Genomic DNA, 19,781 nt, shown 5'->3' on the forward strand with positions numbered 1-19,781 from the left:
CGGCGCCTAGAGCAGCCGCACGTGCGCCTCGACGGGATAATGGTCCGACGGGTACACGCCTTCCCAGCGCTCGCGGTGTACGATCGTTCTCGTAAATTCGGCGCCTTCCGTGGCGAACAAGTAGTCGATCGGCTGCCCCTCCGTACCTCCTTCATAGGCATGGAACGTCCGGCCAACCTCCTCCTGCAGAACGTCGAAGGCGTCCGCCAACTGCCCCTTCAGTGCAACGACTGCGGGATTATCGGGGAAGGCATTGAAATCCCCTGTGAGCACGGCCGGAATCCCGTCTTCCTCCCGGGAGCACCGGATACGCTCCAGCACGAGGCGCGCGCTCTCTTCCCTGGCCCGCTGCCCCAGATGATCGAAGTGCGTGTTGAACGCATAGAAGCGGCGTCCCGACGCCTTCACCTCAAAGCAAGCCCACGTGCAAATTCTCGGCAGGCTGCTGTCCCAGCTTTTGCTGCCCGGCACGTCCGGCGTCTCCGACAACCAGAACTGCCCGCTCGCCACCGGGGCAAGCAGGTCATGCCGATAATAGATCGCGCAGCATTCGTCGTGGAGCCTGTCTTCCTCGTTCGTCGAACCGCTCCGTCCTTCGCCCAGCCGGCTGTACTCCGGCAGCTCCCGGTCCAAGTCGAGCAGCATCGCGTTCGTCCCTTCCTGCGTTCCCACGACAAAGGGGGACGTCTTCTTGATGGCAGCGGCTGCGTGCCGGATGCGGTAAGGCCAAGCGTTGCTTCCGTCTACGGGCGTATTTACGCGCAGATTAAACGTCATCAGGTTCAATTCCATCGCGGCATTCTCCTCCAATGAGTGATTTGCTTCGGTGTGAACGCATCTTCACAGATGGGCTTTTCCATTTTCCATTGTCAGCCATAAGAAGAGATCCCGCAAGAACTAATCCAGCATAAAAATATCCTCCAGCGACAGACGGGCCGTTTGTACGCTGAACATATCCACTTCATGCGAGCACAGCACGCGGATGACGGCGGCAATGTCCGCCTCGACCCCGATCTCCGCCGTAAGGTGCCGCTCATCCCAGCTTTGGATGCGGCAAATGCCCTGCTGCTGCAAAGCTTCGCGCGCCTTCCCATACAGCTCTTCGCTCCGCGCCGCCAGCTTGACCGTCACCTGCATGCCCGGCTGGAACGTCCGCTGCAGCTCTTCGATCGTGCCCAGCCCTGTGATCGTCCCCCTCTTCATGATCGCAATGCGCGTGCAGAGCTTTTCCACTTCGTGGAGATTATGGGAGGTCATGAAGATCGTTTGCCGCTTGTCCGCCAGCGTGCGGATGAGCTGCTGCATCTCCAAGGCCGACTCGGGGTCCATCCCGGAGGTCGGCTCATCCAGAAAAATCAGTCCGGGCTGTCCGAGAATCGCCTGCGCGACTCCCAGCTTCTTTTTCATCCCGAACGAAAACTTCTTCGCCTTCACATGCGCCGCCTGACTTAAGCCGACCTTGTCCAGCACGTCCAGACATTCCCGCTTGGAGACCTTCAGCCTCTTCACACCGGAAAAATACCACAGATGCTCAAGCGCCGTATCGTTCCCGTAAAATTCGGTGTAGTCCGGCAGCACGCCGATATGCCGCTTGACGCGGTCCAACTGCCCATGAGGCGTGCCCAGAATGGAAAATTCCCCACCCGAGGGCCGGACGATGCCGGTCAGCATGTTGATGAACGTCGTTTTTCCCGCGCCATTGCGGCCGAGAAAGCCGAAAATTTCCCCTTGGCTCACCTGCAGCGATATGCCGCGCACCACCTCGTGCGGGCCGTACGATTTTCTCAGCTCCTGCGTCTGGATCGCAAGCATTACAGATCCCTCCTTTGCAGCAGCAGAATACAACCGCCCAACATAACGGCCGCCATCAGCAGAACGACCGCCCAGCCCCAAGAGCCGCCATCGATAAAGTAATAATACGGGGTCGCGTACTTGAATATTTTCAGCCACAGCTTGTCGGAAAACTGGCTCCACAACCCGAACAGGGGGATGGCCAAGCCGACGAGCAGACCGCTAAACATCGACATCGAGCGTCTGGGAATCAGACTGGACAGCAGCAGGCACATGGACACCATGTAGAGAATCATCACCAGCAGCTGGCCGAACGACTTGAAATAAAACTTTTCCGCGAACACCGTAATGATGCCGAACGATACCAGCAAGCAGACGAACCAGTACGTGAAAATACCGAGAAACTTGCCCAGCACGATCGACAGCCGCGACGTTTTGGTTACCAGAAAACGGATGGTCCGGCTTTCCAGCTCGCGATTCATGGTATCGTGGAACAGGGAAAACATAAACAAAAACCCAAAGAGATAAATCAGCAGCACCAAGCCGCTGACATAGCCTTCTTCGGCGACCTCCTTGCCGAGCATCGCACCGTTCTTCGCTATGAAGTCCGACAAATAATAAGAGACCCCCGTAAAAATCGCAATCGTCACGATCGAAAACACGCTTTTAAAGGACTGCACGAATTCTTTTTTCCAGATGGCTAACATTTTACTTCTCCCCCTTCACTCCAACAGCATACAACGTGGAGCTAAACGCCGGCGAAGCACCGGATAACGACAAGATAAATCATGTGCCGCGCCGTTTAGGTTCTGTTAACCCGGAAGCGTTATACTTAAATACAAATCATCTTTGGACGATAGAGAGGAACGATGCATATGGAAGAAACGGCTGTTTTGCTGGTGGACGACGAGCCGGCTCTCCTGCTGATGCTGGATATGGTGTTGAAAAAAGAAGGCTTCCGCCGCATCGACCATGCCGAATCGGCCGCCGCGGCGCTCGCCCGGTGCAGACAGAAGCGCTACGATATCATTTTGCTCGATGTGATGCTTCCGGATAAAAGCGGCTTCGAGATTTGCCCGTTTATCCGGGAAACGACGGATGCCCCGATCCTGTTCCTGACCGCGAAGGGCTCGGATCTGGACAAGCTGACCGGCTTCGCGATGGGCGGCGATGATTATATTACGAAGCCGTTCAATCCGCTGGAGGTCGTCGCGCGGATGAAGGCGCAGCTTCGCCGCTCCAAGCCGCAGGCAGAGGAGCCGGGCAAGTCCGCCCGTTCGAATACGCCCGTCTACGATTACGGGCGGTTTCAGGTCGACGAGCTGGCCGGGGAATTACGCGTGGAGGGAAAGCCGGTGGCCTGCCCCGCCCAAGTGTTCCAACTGCTGCTCTTCCTCTGCAAGCATCCGAACCGCATCTTCACGAAGGACCAGCTGTACGAAGCCGTCTGGGGCATCGACAGCATGGGCGATGATCATACGGTCATCGTCCATATCCGGCGCATCCGCGAGCGCATCGAGCGGGACCCGGGACAGCCGGATTACCTGATGACGGTCCGCGGGCTGGGCTATAAGCTCGTCCCGCCGAAGGAGCTGCCATGAACCGGATCAGCCGCAGGCTCACCTTTCAATTCGTTGCGCAGCTGGTCTTGTTCATTCTGGTCATGGCGCTGGGGGCACTCGTATTGCTCGTCTACATTGGGCTGCAGACGGAAAAGCATGCCGGACCGGATTCCGAAGCAATCCGGGGGTTAGGAGCGTTCCGCTCTTCGTTTACCGTGAAGGACGGTCAAGCCGTCGTCGATGCCGCATGGGCGGCCGCCCTGCCGGAGCGCGGCGGCTGGCTCCAGGTTGTGAGCCCGGAAGGACGCGTGCTCACCTCATCTGCTGTTCCCGCCGATGTTCCCGGGCAGTACGCGCCGGGAGAGCTGTTCGCCTACTGGAAGAAAAAGCTTCCTTTTCCATACGCATTGACCGTCAATCGGGTGGAGAAGGACAGCACGACGTACATCGTCGTCTACGGCGAGAAGCGCAAGGCTGAGCAGGCGCTCCAGCAAGCGCTGCCCGCCTTCGACGGGCGGGCGTTATCGCCAGCAGGCGAGCAGGCGCTTCGGCAGCAGCAGGCTTCGCTGCACATTTACGGCGCCGACGGCCGGCTGCTTCACGCATTCGGGGAGGAGCATGCGGTCCGTCCGGAGGTCGCTCTCGGCGATATGATTGGGAGCGCCACAGCTTCGGGGAAGGCGGAGGCGGAGGAAGCGGTGCACTTTGACCCCGCGACCCGGCAGACGTGGATCGTCCATACCTCGGACGGGTTGTCCGCCGAGGCCGGGGAAGGATTTGATCGGATTATCTCGAATGCGTTTCTCGCCTATTTTCTCGGTCTGGCCGCGTTCATTCTGCTTCTCTCCTACGTCTACGGCGTCCGCTTCGGCCGTCCGTTCCGGGCGATGCTGGAATTCATCGAGCAATTGGCTTCGGGGAACTATGCGCAGCCGTCCCGGACGGGCAAGGGAAAGTCCCGCGGCAGCGGGAATCGGCCCAGGAAGCCGAAGGGGACCTTCCGGTTGTTCCGGGAGGTGAACGAATCGCTCGAAGGCTTGAGGCTGGAGCTTGCCCGCAGCGAGCAGCTGCGGAACCGGCTGGAGCAGACGCGCGAGGAATGGATCACCGGCGTATCCCACGACTTGAAGACGCCGTTATCGTCGATCAGCGGTTACGCACATGTGCTTGAATCGGCCTCGTACTCCTGGTCCGAAGAGGAGCTGCGGACGATTGGCCGTACCCTGCGCGAGAAGTCCGATTTCATGTCGGAGCTGATCGAGGATTTGAGCTTGACGTACCGCTTGAAAAACAACGCGCTGCCGCTCGACCGGAAGCCTTCGGACGTGAATGAAGTCGTGCGCCGGGCCGTCGTCGCCTTTATGAACGATCCGCAGGCGGCCTCCTATACCATCACGTTCTCCCCTTCGAGCAGCCCGATCACGTACCCGATCGACCGCAAATGGTTCACCCGCATCGTCGACAATATGATCTCCAATGCGATCAAGCACAATCCGGCGCAGACGGCCATCGGCATTGCGGTAAAAGCAGAGCCCGGCCAAGGCTTCTCGGTCACGATCCGCGACAACGGTGCGGGAATGGACCCGAGGACGCTGGACCGGCTGTTCGATCGCTACTACCGCGGCACGAACACGGAGGAAACGACGAGCGGCTCGGGCCTCGGCATGACGATCGCCAAGCAATTGACGCTGGCGCATGGCGGCGACATTGCCGTACGCAGCGAGCCGGGCGAGGGGACGGAGATTGTGCTGCGTTTTGGCGGTGCTTAAGGTTTAGGCGCTTATTCGCCCATACAAAAAAGGTCTGCCTGCCCGTCCGAAGGACAAGCAAGTAGACCTTTCTTCATGCCGTTTACCCGATCACCGTCAGTTCCTTCGGGAACGACGTCAGCACCTCGACGCCGCTGTCGGTCACCCGGACGTCGTCTTCGATGCGCACGCCGCCAAGCCCCGGGACATATATGCCCGGCTCGACCGTAAAAACCGCTCCCGCAACGAGTAGATCGGCCGTTCCGGCGTGTATCGACGGGAACTCGTGGATATCGATGCCGAGCCCGTGGCCGAGCCGATGCACGAACTGCGGACCGTACCCGGCCGCCTCGATCACATCTCTGGCCGCCTTGTCGATGCTGGCGTACGTCACTCCGGGCCTCGTCGCCTCAATCGCCCGTAAATTCGCCTGCAGCACCGTGTCGTAAATGCGCTTCAGCTCGTCGTCGATATCTCCGACGGCGAAGGTCCGCGTAATATCGGAGGCGTAACCGTCCGCGAAGACGCCCAAGTCGATCAGCAGCAGCTCGCCGCTTTGGATTTTTCTCAGCCCCGGCGTTCCGTGCGGCATCGCTGACTTTTCCCCTGCCAAGACCGACGTGGAGAACGACGGGCCTTCCGAGCCGAGCTTCTTCATCTGGTATTCCAGCTCGGCGACAATCTCGATTTCCGTGACTCCCGGCGCAACCTTCTCCAGCCCGCGCCGGAGCACCTCTTCCACCAGCGACACGGCCCGCTTCAACCGCACGATTTCGTCGTCCGACTTCACGACCCGCATCTCGCGGAGCGGCTCGTCCACATCGACGTATTCCGAAGCGCCGAGCGCCTCGTTCAGCCGTTCGAACCGGCTGACGGTCAGATGCGTCTTCTCCAGGCCGAACCGCCGGATTCCTCCCGGCAGCAGCCCCTTGAGCACGGCGTACGGATCGTCCGTATCCGTATGGGTAGCGAACGCGCCGACACCCTTGGCCGCGCCCCGCGCAGCTTCTTCGTCCAGCGCAGGGACGACCAGCGTCGGCTCCTCTCCCCGGGCGAGCAGCAGTCCGAGGAAGCGTTCGTGCGGGTCCGAGGCGTAGCCTGTCAAATAAAATACGTGCTTCGGCAGCGTAATCAGTACCGCGTCCAATGCATGGTTCTCCATATAAGCTTGCAGCTTCGCGATTCTGTCGTTCATATCCAATCTCCCCTGCCCTTCATGTTTTCATGCCGGGGCGACAAATCCTTGGTATAATGAAATCAAAGGCTATGAATATACGATGATACGAGGAGGTTCTTGCCTATGAACTATCATCTCATTCTGCTGGGATTCATCACCTATCTCTTAGCTTATCTGATCGGCGCGAAAAAATATACCCGTTTTTTATCCGGTTTCAACGAAAGCCGGGTCCGCGATAAGGAGAAGCTGGCCAAAATCGTCGGGACCTACAATCTGATTGTTAGCGTGCTCTTCGTCCTGGCCGGCGCACTCAACCTTCCTTACGGAAACGCCCTCGTTCCTCTTGTTATCCTGGGATATGTCATCCTGCTCGTCTATGTGAACATGAATATGGTGGACTGATTGGCCAAGGTACGATGTTCCCGGCGGGCGGCGAAATGCCGCCTCGGGCACGGGAGAGTCCAACTCCTACTTCAAGCGGTTGTACTTTTGGATGGCTTCGCGAAGCATCTTTTCGAACTTTTCCGGCGTGCCGTCTTGATTCTCGGTAAAGAAACGACTTTTCAAATCAAACTCGTCCACCTTGCGTTTCTTGTTCACGCGCTCAATGATGTCGGAAGCAGCCACTTTGACCTTTTGAGCCTCTTCTATATATGAATTCAAGGTATAGCTTTCTATCTTTTCTTTCTTCAGCCGTTGCTCGTCCTGGGCGTGCTGTGTCAGATTTTTAAGATCGTCCACCAGCGGATCGTACTTCGCTCTAAACTTCTCCATGTCCAGATCCAGGATGTTTTTGGCCGTTACGCCCTGCTCCTCCATCTCGGCGGACAGCGCCTGGGCATCGACCAAAAACTTCAAAGCCCCGTACCTGATCTGCTCGTCATTCTCCTGGAATTTCTTCAGGCTTTCCTTCTTGCGCTCGGCTCCCATGCCGGCCATCGCCTTCAAGTACTCGTCCGCGACGGCATAATACGCATCCGCCGCCTTGACGATCTTCGGATGCATTTCTTTGGCTTTGGCAAAATGGTCATCGACATACCCTTTGGTTTTATAATACTCGCGGGCCTCGCTCAGGATCGCCGTCAGATCGTTCATCGCCGGCTTCAATCGGACGACAACCGGATCGATTGCCGGAAAGGCAGGCGCTTTATCGGCGAAGCCAAACTGCGTTTCCAAAGCTTTCGCGTCGCCCGATGAAATCGAGAGCATGGTAAAGCTGAAGTTCTTGTCAATGACAGGCTGCTCTTCATCGCCAAACTTGTCAAAATAATCGGTTAACACCTGATCTAACCGTCCGGTCATAAAATTATTCAGGCCTACATACGCGTTATATTTTTGGACGTCCATCGCCTCTTCCAATTCCTCGATGTTCGCCCCGTCGTTTTTTTTCGAACCCGACGCGTCTCCGGACGTTTTGTCGGCCGTCGTGCCGCTTGGCTCCGCAGCCGGCCGGTTTATTTTCAGATTCGAGCAGGCGGTAAACATCGTGCATAGCAGCGCGAGCGCAACAAATGAGCTGAACTTTTTCAAAATATAAGCCTCCAAGCGATTTAAATTTTCGGTCCAGATCTGGCAAATAGTTACCAGCTTGTTTTATCGGCGAATGGGCTTGAAAGCTTTAGCACAAAACGCAGTAAGGTGGTAATTTTCACAATTTTGAAATGTATAAAAAAATAAATCCCCCTTTTTTTCACGGCTTATGCACCTTTTTTCCTTGTTGGATCGTCTGTACAATTGCAGTAATTTCTTCCTTTTCCCGCTCAGGAGGCACGATGTTGAAAAAGTTAGCCGAACGGATGCGTCCGCCAAGCAGCGGACTTCCCCTTGCATCCAGAATTAATGTCTTTTTCTTTATTACGTTTTGCTTATTCTCGGTCTTGATTCTCCGGCTTGCCATGCTTCAACTTGTGGAAAGCCAACATTTGAAGAATGAGGAAGCCAACCATAAAAACACGCCCATACCGCCCACCCGGGGCAATATTTTCGATCGCAAAGGCGCTCCGATCGCCTATACCACGCCTACCCAATCGCTTTATTTTCGGATCGAGCAAGGGCAAACGCAGGATGAGGTCATTGCCCTTGCGCGCGAGCTGGAACGAATTTTCTCGGAACGCGGAGCCCCATCTCCAAAAAAACTGTCCGCCGAAGACATCATCAGGCTTATGGATGTCGGCTACGATCTGACGAAAGCCAAAACCAAGGAGCCTTCCTTCTATTACGTCCCCCGCCGGATCAAGACCGATCTCACCCGCGATGAAATCGCGTATATCGGGGAGTGGCGCGATGAACTGAAATGGGTTCAAGTCATCGAGGAAAGCACGCGGACCTACGACCGGGAAAATACGGTTGCCGTTCAGTTGGTCGGCTATATGAAGCCGTTTCCTGCCGCACGGGAACCGCAGTACGGACTTTCCTTTTATAAAAAGAAAGAAAATACGGAGGGCTACGTCGATACGGAGGATGTCGGATTCGATGGCATCGAGCTGATGTATCAAAAGGAGCTGCGTGGCGAAAGCGGATACAAAGCGTTTCCGGTCAATGCGGCCAATAAAATTGCCGGCCCCGAGGTGACGCTGCAACCCCCGAAGAAGGGCAATCACCTGTATTTAACGATCGATAAAGACGTCCAACTGATGACGGAACAAGCCATTATGGACCATCTGGCAACGCTGCAAGCCTCCGGCAACCGGTTCGCACACGCCCCGAATGCCCGGGCGGGGTATGCGGTAGCGATGGAGGTGAAGACGGGCAAAGTGGTCGCCATGGCCAGCATGCCGGATTACGATCCGAATCTATGGATCAGCGGATTCTCGACGAAAAGCGATTACGATAGTATCCAGCCTTTTGTCAACAACGGCACCATTACGACCGCCTATGGCAATTTTCCGAAGGAAGAATGGACCAAGCATCCCACTTCAATCGTGTATATGGGCTCGACGATCAAGCCGTTGTCCGTGTTGATCGGCTTCAAGGAAGGACTCATCCATCCCGGAACCCAATATTACGATACCGGCGTCTTTACCTACGGCAAGGACAACTCGCGCTTAACCAACTCCGACCGGGTCGCATACGGGTGGCTGACGCCGGCCACGGCCATCGCGCACTCGTCCAACACGTTTATGTCGGCCAAAATCGGCAATGAGCTGCACTCGAAGTACGGCGAAAAAGCCGTAGACGTGTGGGAGGACTATTTGGCCAAGTTCGGGCTGGGGGTTTCCACGCAAAGCGGCCTGCCGCGAGAGTATAAAGGCGTCAACGAGTTTAAAACGAACAAGGGCGAATCGTTCCAATCCCGGATGGTATTTGCCTCCTGGGGTCAGAACGAACGTTACACGACGCTGCAATTGGCCCAATTCGCCACCACCCTCGCCACACGGGGAAAAAGGCTCAAGCCTTTGTTGGTGGACAAGATTGAGAGCTACGACAGGGGCCAGCTGATCCAGAAATTCGACGAGCCGGTCGTACTGGACGAAACGGAATTTGCCGCGGCCGAGTGGAACGCGGTGCTGCAAGGGATGGCTGCTGTCAAGGTACAGGGCTTCGACGGGTTCCCGTATTCTTTTGCCAGCAAAACCGGCACCTCAACGCAATCCGTCGGCAAAAAGCTGGTCGACAACGCCGTATTCATCGCTTTCGCGCCTCTGGACAAACCGACGCTCGCCGTAGCCGTCGTCGTCCCGGAGGGCGGATTCGGCGCATGGGGTGCCGCACCGATCGCCCGCAAAATCTTCGATGCGTACGACCAATATTACGGCCTGGACGGCGTGCCCAAGGGAGCCAAAGCGCCCGCCGATAAATAAGCATGTGGAAAGGCTTGCTCCTGCTCGAATGATGAGTTGGAGTAAGCCTTGTTTTTTCTTGCTTGCCCGGCTGGCGCGAATTTAATTATTCTGTTATTACTGTCACACTTCAGCGCGGATGATTCGTTGTACAGGGTGAAAGGAAGTGAGCGAGGTGGATGATTCAGAACTGCGTCAGATGATCGCTGACGTCCTGGAGGGGGATATCGCAAAATTCGAGAACATCGTGCAGCATTACCAAAAAGCGATTTTCCGCTATTGTTATCACATGCTGGGCAGCGATACGGAAGCCGAGGATAGCGGACAGGAAGTATTTTTGAAGGCATTTCGCAATCTGCAGAAGTATAACCGGGATGTGCCATTCGGCGCTTGGTTATACAAGATTGCCTACAATCAATGCATCGATGTGATTCGCAAGCGCAAGCTGGCCAAATATCTGCCGTTCTTTTACCGGGACGACAAGGAAAATAAACCTATAGATCTGCAGATCGAAGCCAACTATTTCAATGAATTTGTGCACCAAGCCCTATCGAGATTATCCGTGGAAGAACGGAACCTGTTAATTTTGCGCTGTGTGGAGGATAAGAGCTACGAGGAAATCAGCCTGATTCTGAATCAAAGCAGCGCCAATCTTCGAAAAAAATACGGACGTTCGGCTGCAAAGTTCCGGAAGTACTATGCTCAAGTGAAGGAAGTGGGATTCGTATGACATTGGACAAGGATCAGGATTTGAAAGCACTTTTTCATGACCCGCATATTCCCGATGCTGACTTGACTGGACAAGTAATGAAGAAACTGTATGCCGAGCGGGACAAGAAGGAGCGATTTTTTGTGAAATATAAAGTCGGTGTGTTGGTCGCAATGGGAATGCTGTTGACGGTATCTTCAGGGTTTGCAGCGGTGAAGTACGGGGCATTGAAAAACGAACAAGGCCAAGCGGTTTATGAGGTGAAACCGTTGAAGCAGGCTCCTCCCCAGGCCAAATATTCGGAAGAAGATACCCGACGCATAGGAATGAGCCGGGATTTGGCGGAAGAGCTGTTGCCGGATGGTTCGGCAGCGATCTTTTATATCGTTCCGAACAATTCGAACAAGCAAACGGACACCAGATTCAAGCCGTTCGTCTTTAACGATGTGTCCGCACTCCGTGCCAAAATGGCAGGCAAGCCGATTAAGATTCTTGACCATCTGGAAGGGAACTACAAATTCGAAAACGCCAAGGTCTTCTTTAACCCAATCAATGAGGTGAATCCTCCTGCTCCGGACGAAAAGGCGGCAACGGCGGAAAAGCTGCGGAAGCAGGCGGAGGAATCGGGTAAGGATTATGCGATGATGCCGATTGAGCTGTCTGATGATCTTTTACATTTCAGAACCGTTTATAAACAAGGGGACCAAGAAGTAGCCGTTACTGTCATCAAATCCAAGGATACGTTTACAGCTTACGTGGATGAGAAAATTGACTTCGAGCAGGAAAAAATCACGGTTAAGGGAGTAGAGATGCTTTACACGGAATATAAAGACAAAGACAGAAAAGGCGGAAATAAAAATATCACATGGAACATCGACGGCGAATATACGTATCAACTCGACGAATCCGCCAACATGAGCAAAGAGGACCTGGTTAAAATCGCCGAAGCGTTCTTGAACTAAAATTAACATGCCGAATCATCAATAGCATAAAAAGTTCCTCTGCTTGCTTAAGGCGGGGAGCTTTTTTACGCTTACTATTAAAATGAAAAAAAGACCCCCGGCCGGGAGTCCTTACGACCTTACTGCTCTATAATATTTCTCGGAACGAGATTAAAAGCGTGAAGGAACTGCACTTTGCCTGAAATGAAACTAGCGAACCACCCGAATATTTACCTTCAAAAAGCTGGTGCATTGCTTTTTATTTTTGATAAAAAGCATATACTGGCTGCTCTGTTTCACATAAATCGTGTTGTTTTCCGCCTGCTCTTTACGGATCGCCTGGTTGTTATTTCGAAGATCCACAAGCCACCAATCATACTCGTCGGCGATAATCGAGGTGATGCGGATGCCTTCGTTCGGCTGGAGTACATAAGGACCGGCAACCGCTACAGCACCCGGCTCCAAACGATACGTAACCACGCCTTCCGGCGGCGCGACAATGATCTGCTGTTGAGACGGTTGTGGAACCGGGGTTCCTTCCGCCGCAAAGCCGGGGCTTGAGACAAGACTTGCTCCAACCACGGCAATCGTTAAAGCAGTTGTCATTTTTTTCATTTCTTTATCCTCCTCCGAATAACACCGTGCAAAAGATAAATTTTGAGGTCTGGCCAGTGCCCTCAATCAATTAATACCATATCAACCCTTTATTTGAAATATTTTTCAGTAAAATTGCCCGAACTTTTTATCCAAAAGTTACAAATTTTTGAAGTTAACGTGATCATTATTTTATTTAACCTCTCGGTAAAGTTGCGTATCTCCTTGCTCTTAGGCCAATCCTGTTTCTTGTTTTGACGATAGGCTCAGCGCCTTTTCTAACCGCACATACAGCAATTCGGTTTGCAGATCAAGGGCTGCGCGATGAAGGGTCGAAACAATGTCCTCAACCGCTAATTTATGTAATGATGTTAATTGACCACTGGTCATATTTAATACTGCCATGGTGCAAGCTTCATAGGTTTGAATTTGCCGCATCAGGTCTCGTTCTTCGGCATCCAATCGGTCCTTAAGGGTAGTTTCGGTCATTTCCATATCGGGAACCTCCTCGTAGGACGGCTGTAGTCCAATGCATTCATTAATATTACCTCCACTGGAAAATTTGAATTTTTGTAACGCTACTCCGTTATTAATCAAAATTATATATCGGAATACAGATACAATCAAGCATTTTTCTTTGAAATTAGTTCTATAGAGGTTTATAGTTATAAGTAAAAACAACAGGTGAGAATGGTATGCCAGTTCGGCTAAGATTAAAAGAAATCATTGAAGAAAAAGGAATGTCACAACGGGAGTTAGCCCGGTTAATGAATGTTCGCCCCAATACAATAAGTCATCTTTGCTCCGATAAAGTAAATGCCGCATACTTTGATACCTTAGAACAGATTTGTAGGACGCTTAATGTCAGCTTACATGAACTTCTTGTGTTGGAGGACGACTAAGCCCCGCAGGGTCATTCTATTTCCTAGCCGGCAATCCGACGATTGCCCTGAAAAGGCATGCAAAAAAAACTCATTCCTAACTCACGGTTCAAGTTGGAATAAGCCTTTATAAATATTTTTACAGACTTCACCTTCGGCCCGGATGGTTTATGTGATTAACAACATGTCAATCACACCGTTGCCGAAATCCGCAAAAACGTTAGACGAATTATGGATGAAATAATGGCCTGGTTATCAAAAATCAATAGCCTTGGAAAGAGAGTTCCAAATAGTTGAGTATTATAATAAATGATTCTCTTCTAACACTTTATACCATTCATCATCTTTAGAGCCAACGGTATCTATACTCCCTCCAGATTCAACAAACTTCAACCCAATTTCTCCATATTGTTCCCCTAAAAAATAGTTAAGTAAAAAATTATTGAAGTCTCCATATGACTCCAAGACATAATCTTGATCTAATGGTTCTCCAAATAAACAAGTTACATGACCATCTACCTTATTAATAAACAAGGGGTATCTTTCAATTTTTCCTATACAAATCCACTCACCATCATACTGTAGCATTTCCTCCACATAAAATTGAATTTTGTCAACTTTCCGTTGGCTAAATACATTGATAACTCCTCCAATTAATCTCTCATATCTATTCGTAATAAAGTAATAATCTTCTAAAATACTATTATCGATTTTTGTGAATTGTTCCCCGGCAATATCTTTAACAATTTCACCATAGGTCAGACTTTGCGGGTAGTCTTCACTTAAGATCTCCATAATTTTATCTATTTTTTCGATTAATAGTTCATTCATATTCTTCACCTTTCAATGGTTATAATTATATGATTAGAAAATCATCCTCTATATTCTCATATGATTCACTTGATAGTTTTTCTAAAAATTCATGAAAGGATGCGGCTATTTCTGGGAGGCATTGTTTGATTAAATCGTATGACAAGACGATTGGTTCATCATCGGCGTAATTTTCAGCAATCTCATCAGGGACTAGCACGCATTCTACCACATCTAAATCCTCATTGTAGGAACAAAAAGACTGCTCTGCCATTACTACACGAGGTTGATTATGATTTGTTGTATTTAAATCAAGACAAATGACGTGGCCTCCTATTGTAGTAGCTATTGTTAGTAGGCCATATTTTATTAGATACATACTTGAGGAGGCCGAAGAGTTCTCCATTTTTATTGACTCTAACGCCATTAACCCTATTCCACCACTTAATAGAGGTATATGATTAGGTTCAAAAACACGGTAGAAATCAACAACACTTTCAGGTATTACATATTTTTTTAGATCTTTTAAATCTTCTTCATTATAAAACGAAGATGACTTGCTGTATGTTCCATAAAGATCCCGTAGGTAATTGAGGTCAACTAAATCAGCCTCTCTAAAGGCTATTTTTACTTCATGAGAATCCATACCATTTCTTTCAAGACTCAGACGAAAGTTGTTAATTATCGTAATATAGTCCATACTCCTATGCTTCCTCCGTCAATCATACTTGTCGCTTATCAAACAAATCCTATATTCTCCCTAGGCATCCTTACGACCGACGAGCCCCAGTCCATATACATAATACGCTTTGTCCTCCAACTCCATGAGACTTGGGTCAGATCGGCATTTTGGGTGACCACATAACGTGTGGTCTTGCCGTTCCAGATCATGGAGGTGCGCACATATTCGGCATCGTAGGTTAGCTAGTTTGCCGACACGGGCGGGACGGTCTCGGGCTCGCCTGTCAACTTAGTACAGCCATTGTGCAAGCTTCATAGGTTATAATTTGCAAAAACAGGTCGATCATGATGGTAAATAACCATAATCGACCTGTTTTATTATTGTGCGCCAGATTCATTCGGCACTGATGGGGCTTTTTCACCTGCCACCGCGACAAGAACCAAATGCAAAAAGACCACTTTTTGATCTGGAAATTGTTCATGTTTCTACAATCAGGGTTATGTAAATATCGATGCAACTATTAAAATGAATCCAATCACTAGACTGACAGGGCCCCAATAATGCATAGGGATGAAAAACAGACTGTGCGAGGTGCCCAGTTTATAGTGTTGTCCCGTTTCCACATCAACTAGCACTTTGCCCGATTTGGCGTTAAGTGCTTTCCCCATATACCAGATAATAACTCCCGATACAATGAAGCCAAAAGCCAGCGGCAGCTTGGAATCTATTGACCTAAGCCCCAAAGCGGATAGTAAAAGATTAACTATAACAAACATAATCGCTAGAACAACAATATTCAAAATGCCTAGACCCTTCCAAATAATCATATAAACATCCTTCCCGGTTATATTTACGTTTTAACTCTCCAATTAACACAGGTAACTCTTTTAATGTGAACCTAAGTTCGGTATACCACAATCAAACATACATTCGGTAGTGGTTTTCATGGGGCATCCCGTTCTAATTAATCCCCCGAATCCTCCTCGATTTCCCCGTGCCCGAACGGCCTTGCGGCCCCAGAACAAGCTGGCGCCGCTTGCGGAACGAAATAGCATCGCCAAAGCTGCAGCCTCAAGGACGCGTATGTTGCGACGCGTTGGCCATTTGGACGTAGCTGTCCCTCCGCGCTCTTCCGGCACAATCCCGGTTAAAGTCAGCTTCGCATGAAGCGTCAATTCAAAAGGTCCCACTTCGATGTTTCCAAAGGCGATGACCCAAACTCCCATACGGATCTCTCCCCATACGATCAACCGAGGAGACTTATGAGTTTTTTGTAATCATTTCGCATACGTCTTTATCGACCTTGTTTATTGAAAACTTTAGGTTTGCAGCAATAAAGTGGTAAGATTCACAGAACTGGAACCAGTCAGCTCTTTCCATTATGGGAGCAAATGCTTAACATTTAACCAGCCTTTCAAAATTTAATTTAGCTAATGGTTAAGTGCCTTGATTATCAATCTGAATAGATCCTGTTCAACCAAGACCAACTTCATCTAATAAACTTTTTTCCTTCGCTTTTTCATTTACGGTTATCACACCATCTGTTCTTTCCAATAAAACAATTTCTCTATAATCCCTGATCAGGTATCCTTCTTTAATTCTTAGTTCGCAATCGCCTTCAAAACGTTCCAGTACCCGTTTGAAGAAATTCATCATTACTTTTAAACCGGGATTATGCTGATCGGTATAAATATGCCCGCCGGATATACTTATCACTTGACCAACATGATTTATTCCTTTTCCCCTCTTTTGCACATCTACTTTGAAATCATTCCAGCAAATCCCGAACTCGGATCGAATATCAGGATCTTCGATTAGATTCATTTTGCATTCGTCAATACAATCGTTAGCTATATGAATGATTTCAGGTTTTAACATTTGTATAACATCACTGTTCATATTACTAACAGCTACCTGCAGCACGAACTTTTGATAAAACCCGTTGGCATAAGGAAGCCCGAGGTTGCTAAAATCTCCATCAAAATAATAGTTATTCACGGCTACAGATTCGCGTCTTCTTTCCAGCACTTTAATATCATGTTCATCTAGCAATATAGCATCTCCCGTTGTCCCACTCAGTAAGTTACCTATGAACTGGATAAACTTCGCGCCTCCACTAGGATAAACGCTGATCAACAAGCGAAAATTTACATCGAGATCAAATTCTTTGGCTATATCTTGGACGAAGCTTAAATTCGTACTGACGCAAAAGGATTTGCAGATAAAATCCAGCGTATCTCCTTCGCCCTCTTCACTCTCCTCCTGCCTGCTAATTTTAAAATCAGCCCGATCCTCAACTGCCTTTCTCGCTTGCTCCAGTAAAAATTCATCTATTTCTTCTCTGGTTTGAAAATCAGTGTAGAAATAATAGGATAATTCCACGCTATTCTTCCCTCCAAAACCATCTTGCGCTTGTTAGCGTTCAATTCGTCTAATTCTGATTTTCCAGTGACAAAAAGCTTTCTACGTAACGCTGCTTAGTCTTGCTTTGGCTAATTGCGTATGAAGCAAATTCTCACGTTGTTCCATCTCTACTTTAAAAAGGGATATCAGCAAGTCTTCCATTACGATACCGTCAGTTTTACCGTTTTGCTGCCGCACAAAGTTCAAAATAATATCTCTGCACGTTTCGCACACTTGAATCATTCCGAGTAAATGAATCTCCTCTTGTTGGTAGGTTTCTGCGATATCTTGCATGCTTGCATCCTCCAAAGAGTGTCGCCCCCCCCCTCTTTCATTACAGAATTAATATTGGTAGAATTGCATTAGCTGTACTGTCCTTACGTTCTCCCCCCCATATAGTCAACTAATAATTGACTATATTTTAGATAATAGTAAATTAATAATTGACTGTCAAGGAGTTTTTATATGTTTAACAAAGAGTCCTTTTCCGCAAGGTTACTTGAACTCCGCAACGAAAGGAAAATAATGGCCAAAGACTTGGCAGAACATTTAGGCATCACAAAACAAGCCATGAGTTCGTTGGAAAAAGGAAAGAATATTCCAAGTGTTCCGACCCTCGTTGCTCTTGCTGACTATTTCGAAGTGAGTCTTGATTACCTGGTTGGCCGCTCAAATAATCGAACCTTGCTTTAATTTCCTTGCATCTCCCGAACTATAAAATAAGCTTATTCCTACTTTAAGTTCAAGTCGGAATAAGCTTTTGAAAGTTTTGATATATTGGGTGGAATATAAATCTTGTCTTTAAAATATCCCCCGAATAACGATCATGGACACAGTTCCGGGCAACACTCGCACTTTTTATCTGTGCTACATTCATATTATGTACCATATCCATCCACGGGCGATCACCGGCGGACCAACGGCACGGCCATCGATAGCTCTTGGCAGTTCTCGCAACTTTTAATATGACCAACATGGATTACCATCGAAAGCGACACCTGAGAACCGCTTAGTTATTATCGATTGCTATAACCAGTTTACACACATCTTGTATGTACTACATACATATCTTGTTTCTTCCGATTTCCATCGCAGGGAAGGGCAGTGACGCGATGCCGACATCTCATATCAATTCACGCTCTATTCCTATGTATGACATATATGTCATGTAACTTTCCCGCTGGTATATCAAAGACCAGTTTCCAGGTGCTTTTTAAATTTCATGTGCCTTTTCACAGCACATTGAAATCATCTTTTCTTTATCACTCGATTTAAAACAAAAAGCCACCATTTAATATTGGCGGCTCTCTTGAATGGTATTAGTTCTTGACAGTTCCCGAGAAATGACACTGGGTCGTGTTTAATTTATTCAACCACACTGTTTTAAACCATTTTAATGTTCCTTTGTACCCACCCTTGTTGTAAGAAAGAGTGTTTGGACAATCAACATGACCTGTATAGTACTTGACTTCAGTCACATCTTTTTCGGCAGCAAGCGCTTGGGACGAGACGGTGAAAACAAGAGCCAATGAAAGTGACAAGAAGACACCAGAAACTTTTTTAAACATAACAACCAACCTCTCTCTATTCTTATTGTTGCTTTTAAATTGTACTAAAGTTTCCTCTGTATTCTTTATCAAATGATCATCTCGCAGAAAAAGGGCATTATCTGGCGAAAAAATTGTAGAATAATGTCAGTAATGAGTCTGTCAAGAATTTTGTGTAAGCTCTCAAAATCGATCTATCAAACTGCGGTGCCGCGGCTTGACATGGAGCCTCTGTGGGCATGATGATCGGCGATGCGGCGATTCCCTAAAACATGGTCATCGCCAAGGCATTCAGCCTATCATGCCCACCCCTCCATGTAAAGCCGCTTTTAGCGTACCTGGACGCGTTCTGGATAGTATACGGTAAGCTGGAGAAGAATTTGTCCCCAGTTCTGTACACGACCTGTCCACTTTCGAACGACGTCCATAGTGGAGAGATACAGCATCTTCAGTAGCGATTCGTCCGTTGGGAATATGCTTTTTCCCTTTGTTACTTTGCGTAATTGACGGTGGTAACTCTCGATCATGTTCGTTGTATATATGAGTTTTCGAAGTTCTGGCGGATATTTGAAGAAGGTCGCAAGTTCATCCCAGTTTTGACGCCATGATTTGACGATGAGCGGGTACTTGCTTCCCCAATGTTCTTCAAACCGATCCAACTCCAGCAGCGCCGCTTCTTCCGTGACCGCCTTGTAAATTGGCTTTAAATCCGCTGTTACTTTCTTAAGATCCTTGTAAGAGACGTATCGCGTTGAATTACGGATTTGGTGGATGATGCATTTTTGGATATCTGTTTTCGGATAGCAAGCTGCAATAGCTTGTGAAAAGCCGCTTAGATTATCGACGCAGGTAATAAGGATGTCTTGAACTCCGCGGTTCTTAAGCTCGTTTAACACATTCAGCCAAAACTTTGCAGATTCGTTTTCCCCAATCCAAATGCCGAGTACATCTTTGTTGCCGTCTAAATCAATGCCGATCACCATATAGGCAGCCTTGTTTACGATATGGCCTTCTTGCTTAACCTTGAAATGAATGGCATCCAAAAAGACAACCGTATAGACCTGCTGCAGAGGACGGTTCTGCCACTCCTTAATAAGCGGTACGATCTTGTTTGTTACGTTGGAGATGAGAGTCGGTGAGACCTCGACACCATACAA

General features: G+C 49.3%; 22 protein-coding genes. 8 read left to right on the forward strand and 14 right to left on the reverse strand.

What is annotated here, in order from left to right:
• Nucleotides 1-6: 6 nt before the first annotated feature.
• From KQX66_RS26105 to KQX66_RS26115, 3 genes are all read right to left on the reverse strand, one after another.
• The gene (locus tag KQX66_RS26105) at nt 7-792 is read right to left on the reverse strand and encodes an endonuclease/exonuclease/phosphatase family protein (RefSeq protein WP_216795714.1); all 786 of its coding nucleotides are present in this window, start codon (nt 790-792) and stop codon (nt 7-9) included.
• Nucleotides 793-897: 105 nt separating this feature from the next.
• Entirely contained in the window at nt 898-1,812 is a 915-nt protein-coding gene (locus KQX66_RS26110; protein WP_216795715.1) for an ABC transporter ATP-binding protein, read from the reverse strand.
• The gene (locus KQX66_RS26115; protein ID WP_216795716.1) at nt 1,812-2,498 is read right to left on the reverse strand and encodes an ABC transporter permease; all 687 of its coding nucleotides are present in this window, start codon (nt 2,496-2,498) and stop codon (nt 1,812-1,814) included. Before KQX66_RS26115 ends, KQX66_RS26110 begins: the two co-directional genes overlap by 1 nt.
• A 168-nt stretch (nt 2,499-2,666) precedes the next feature.
• On the opposite strand from KQX66_RS26115, the gene KQX66_RS26120 reads away from it, so the two are divergent.
• Both KQX66_RS26120 and KQX66_RS26125 read left to right on the forward strand, forming a co-directional pair.
• Nucleotides 2,667-3,392: a response regulator transcription factor gene (locus KQX66_RS26120; protein ID WP_216795717.1), complete on the forward strand. Its 726-nt coding sequence runs from the start codon at nt 2,667-2,669 to the stop codon at nt 3,390-3,392.
• Nucleotides 3,389-5,122 carry a sensor histidine kinase gene (locus tag KQX66_RS26125; RefSeq protein WP_216795718.1) on the forward strand — a complete coding sequence of 578 codons (1,734 nt, stop codon included), beginning with the start codon at nt 3,389-3,391 and terminating at the stop codon, nt 5,120-5,122. The genes KQX66_RS26120 and KQX66_RS26125 overlap by 4 nt, the downstream gene beginning before the upstream one ends.
• Before the next feature lie 82 nt (nt 5,123-5,204).
• Here the strand turns inward: KQX66_RS26125 and KQX66_RS26130 are convergent, their stop codons facing one another.
• A complete protein-coding gene (locus KQX66_RS26130) occupies nt 5,205-6,296 on the reverse strand; it encodes a M24 family metallopeptidase (RefSeq protein WP_216795719.1) in 1,092 nt (363 codons plus the stop codon).
• A gap of 105 nt (nt 6,297-6,401) precedes the next feature.
• On the opposite strand from KQX66_RS26130, the gene KQX66_RS26135 reads away from it, so the two are divergent.
• Nucleotides 6,402-6,680, forward strand: coding sequence for a DUF3784 domain-containing protein (locus KQX66_RS26135; RefSeq protein WP_216795720.1), 279 nt, complete (start codon nt 6,402-6,404; stop codon nt 6,678-6,680).
• Between the two features lie 66 nt (nt 6,681-6,746).
• Here KQX66_RS26135 and KQX66_RS26140 read toward each other — a convergent pair whose 3' ends face one another.
• Nucleotides 6,747-7,808, reverse strand: coding sequence for a YiiG family protein (locus KQX66_RS26140; RefSeq protein WP_216795721.1), 1,062 nt, complete (start codon nt 7,806-7,808; stop codon nt 6,747-6,749).
• 242 nt (nt 7,809-8,050) lie between these two features.
• Between KQX66_RS26140 and KQX66_RS26145 the strand changes: the two genes are divergently transcribed.
• The 3 genes from KQX66_RS26145 to KQX66_RS26155 all read left to right on the forward strand — a co-directional run bounded on the left by KQX66_RS26145 (nt 8,051) and on the right by KQX66_RS26155 (nt 11,728).
• Nucleotides 8,051-10,078, forward strand: a complete 2,028-nt coding sequence (locus tag KQX66_RS26145; protein WP_216795722.1) for a peptidoglycan D,D-transpeptidase FtsI family protein — start codon at nt 8,051-8,053, stop codon at nt 10,076-10,078.
• A gap of 154 nt (nt 10,079-10,232) precedes the next feature.
• The gene (locus KQX66_RS26150) at nt 10,233-10,787 is read left to right on the forward strand and encodes an RNA polymerase sigma factor (RefSeq protein ID WP_216795723.1); all 555 of its coding nucleotides are present in this window, start codon (nt 10,233-10,235) and stop codon (nt 10,785-10,787) included.
• Nucleotides 10,784-11,728, forward strand: coding sequence for a DUF4367 domain-containing protein (locus KQX66_RS26155; protein WP_216795724.1), 945 nt, complete (start codon nt 10,784-10,786; stop codon nt 11,726-11,728). The genes KQX66_RS26150 and KQX66_RS26155 overlap by 4 nt, the downstream gene beginning before the upstream one ends.
• Nucleotides 11,729-11,917: 189 nt before the next feature.
• Here KQX66_RS26155 and KQX66_RS26160 read toward each other — a convergent pair whose 3' ends face one another.
• Together KQX66_RS26160 and KQX66_RS26165 are read right to left on the reverse strand one after the other, a co-directional pair.
• Entirely contained in the window at nt 11,918-12,322 is a 405-nt protein-coding gene (locus KQX66_RS26160; RefSeq protein ID WP_216795725.1) for a hypothetical protein, read from the reverse strand.
• 210 nt (nt 12,323-12,532) lie between these two features.
• Nucleotides 12,533-12,796 carry a hypothetical protein gene (locus tag KQX66_RS26165; protein WP_216795726.1) on the reverse strand — a complete coding sequence of 88 codons (264 nt, stop codon included), beginning with the start codon at nt 12,794-12,796 and terminating at the stop codon, nt 12,533-12,535.
• Nucleotides 12,797-12,996: 200 nt separating this feature from the next.
• Here KQX66_RS26165 and KQX66_RS26170 point away from each other — a divergent pair, with 200 nt between their 5' ends.
• Entirely contained in the window at nt 12,997-13,203 is a 207-nt protein-coding gene (locus KQX66_RS26170) for a helix-turn-helix domain-containing protein (protein WP_216795727.1), read from the forward strand.
• 279 nt (nt 13,204-13,482) lie between these two features.
• Here KQX66_RS26170 and KQX66_RS26175 read toward each other — a convergent pair whose 3' ends face one another.
• The 5 genes from KQX66_RS26175 to KQX66_RS26195 all read right to left on the reverse strand — a co-directional run bounded on the left by KQX66_RS26175 (nt 13,483) and on the right by KQX66_RS26195 (nt 17,371).
• Entirely contained in the window at nt 13,483-14,013 is a 531-nt protein-coding gene (locus KQX66_RS26175; RefSeq protein ID WP_216795728.1) for a hypothetical protein, read from the reverse strand.
• A gap of 25 nt (nt 14,014-14,038) precedes the next feature.
• Entirely contained in the window at nt 14,039-14,692 is a 654-nt protein-coding gene (locus KQX66_RS26180; protein ID WP_216795729.1) for an SMI1/KNR4 family protein, read from the reverse strand.
• 479 nt (nt 14,693-15,171) lie between these two features.
• On the reverse strand, nt 15,172-15,501 hold the full coding sequence (locus tag KQX66_RS26185) for a hypothetical protein (protein ID WP_216795730.1): 330 nt from the start codon (nt 15,499-15,501) through the stop codon (nt 15,172-15,174).
• 646 nt (nt 15,502-16,147) lie between these two features.
• Nucleotides 16,148-17,056 (reverse strand): hypothetical protein, encoded by a 909-nt coding sequence (locus KQX66_RS26190; protein ID WP_216795731.1) that lies wholly within the window; start codon nt 17,054-17,056, stop codon nt 16,148-16,150.
• An 81-nt stretch (nt 17,057-17,137) separates the two neighbouring features.
• Nucleotides 17,138-17,371 (reverse strand): hypothetical protein, encoded by a 234-nt coding sequence (locus tag KQX66_RS26195; RefSeq protein WP_216795732.1) that lies wholly within the window; start codon nt 17,369-17,371, stop codon nt 17,138-17,140.
• Nucleotides 17,372-17,542: 171 nt separating this feature from the next.
• On the opposite strand from KQX66_RS26195, the gene KQX66_RS26200 reads away from it, so the two are divergent.
• Entirely contained in the window at nt 17,543-17,770 is a 228-nt protein-coding gene (locus KQX66_RS26200) for a helix-turn-helix domain-containing protein (protein WP_216795733.1), read from the forward strand.
• A gap of 626 nt (nt 17,771-18,396) precedes the next feature.
• Here the strand turns inward: KQX66_RS26200 and KQX66_RS26205 are convergent.
• Together KQX66_RS26205 and KQX66_RS26210 are read right to left on the reverse strand one after the other, a co-directional pair.
• On the reverse strand, nt 18,397-18,645 hold the full coding sequence (locus KQX66_RS26205; protein WP_216795734.1) for a hypothetical protein: 249 nt from the start codon (nt 18,643-18,645) through the stop codon (nt 18,397-18,399).
• A gap of 308 nt (nt 18,646-18,953) precedes the next feature.
• On the reverse strand, nt 18,954-19,781 hold an 828-nt coding region (locus tag KQX66_RS26210; RefSeq protein WP_216795735.1), incomplete at its 5' end, for an IS256 family transposase.

This window comes from Paenibacillus oleatilyticus (assembly GCF_018998565.1).
Lineage (GTDB): Bacteria > Bacillota > Bacilli > Paenibacillales > NBRC-103111 > Paenibacillus_G > Paenibacillus_G oleatilyticus.